Source organism: Vibrio sp. 1557 (assembly GCF_033340175.1).
GTDB classification, from domain to species: Bacteria; Pseudomonadota; Gammaproteobacteria; order Enterobacterales; family Vibrionaceae; genus Vibrio; species Vibrio alginolyticus.
In genome coordinates, this window is record NZ_JAWOVZ010000135.1 from 1 (window position 1) to 1,402 (window position 1,402).

A 1,402-nucleotide genomic window follows, 5' to 3' on the forward strand; every position below is an offset into this window, starting at 1 on the left:
GTGCTCAGCTTTCCTTTCCAGCTACGCTTTTTGCTGGCTCGCCATCCCCAGCTGATGGGCCAGGTCTTGAGTATCGTCTATCGTACACTCTCAACTCATCTGATCAAAAAAGCCGGTTACACCAAAGCCTCTGCACAAACTGGCTCAGTGACTCTTATCCAACGCTTTGGCTCCGCGCTAAATCTCAATGTCCACTACCACATGCTGTTTCTCGATGGTGTCTATGCCGAAGATGACTATGGCAAGCAACGCTTCCATCGTGTCAAGGCACCCACTTACGATGAGCTGAATACGCTCGCTCACACCCTCAGCCATCGCATCGCTCGCTGCATGGAAAAGCGTGGGATTTTGGAGCGTGATGCCGAGAATACGTGGTTGACACTGGAAGAGGGCGAAGACGATACGCTGACTCAATTACATGGTGCTTCGGTTACGTATCGCATTGCCGTCGGCCCCCAGCAAGGGCGCAAAGTCTTCACCCTGCAAACCTTGCCAGGGCGTGAGGATAAAGCCGACTCAAGCAGTCGAGTAGCCAACCATGCTGGTTTCTCGCTACACGCCGGTGTGATGGCCGAAGCGCATCAGCGGGATAAGCTTGAGCGCTTGTGTCGCTACATTAGTCGGCCAGCGGTTTCAGAAAAACGTCTGGCATTAACCGCCAATGGGCAGGTGCGTTACGAGCTCAAAACTCCGTACCGCAATGGCACCACCCATGTGATCTTCGAGCCGCTGGACTTCATCGCCAAACTCGCTGCGTTGGTACCTAAGCCGCGAGTCAACCTCACACGCTTCCACGGCGTCTTTGCACCGAACAGCAAACACCGAGTTCAAGTAACACCCGCCAAGCGGGGCAAGAAGCCCGACAAATCGGAAGGTCTCGATACTAACTGGCGTGACAAGAGTCCTGCAGAGCGCCACCGCGCCATGACCTGGATGCAACGCCTCAAGCGAGTCTTCAATATTGATATTGAAGTCTGCGAACACTGCGGCGGTCACGTCAAAGTGATTGCCAGCATCGAAGATCCGAAGGTCATTGAGCAGATTCTCAAGCATCTGAAACAGAAAACAGCCAAGGCGAATGCCGCCAAGCAGCGTGAGCTGCCACCAGAACGAGCGCCGCCACTGACTCCCAGCCTGTTCGATCCATCACAGAGTCGTCTCTTTGACTGACGACCCCAAATCCAACACTGCTCAACACTGCCAACTTTTAAACGGGGCGGTGGGGCAGTTTGTATCTCTCGAGCTATCAGGCTAGAGATTTTACCGCCAAATCGAACCTTATTAGAGCGGTTTAGGCTGGACCGGCAGTTAAAATTGGGGCTTGAGCGGTAAACGAGTGAGGGAATTTCAGGTAAGATACTTCGGATGAGGAGCAAAAAGGTGGTTTATACTTCCTATACCC

Annotated in this window: 1 protein-coding gene; it reads left to right on the top strand. The window is 53.3% G+C overall.

Features of this window, described 5'->3' with window-relative positions; all coding sequences use genetic code 11:
* Positions 1-1,170, top strand: a 1,170-nt coding sequence (locus R7070_RS25270) for an IS91-like element ISCR1 family transposase (protein ID WP_088769055.1), incomplete at its 5' end; no start/stop codon positions are given.
* Positions 1,171-1,402 lie beyond the last annotated feature (232 nt).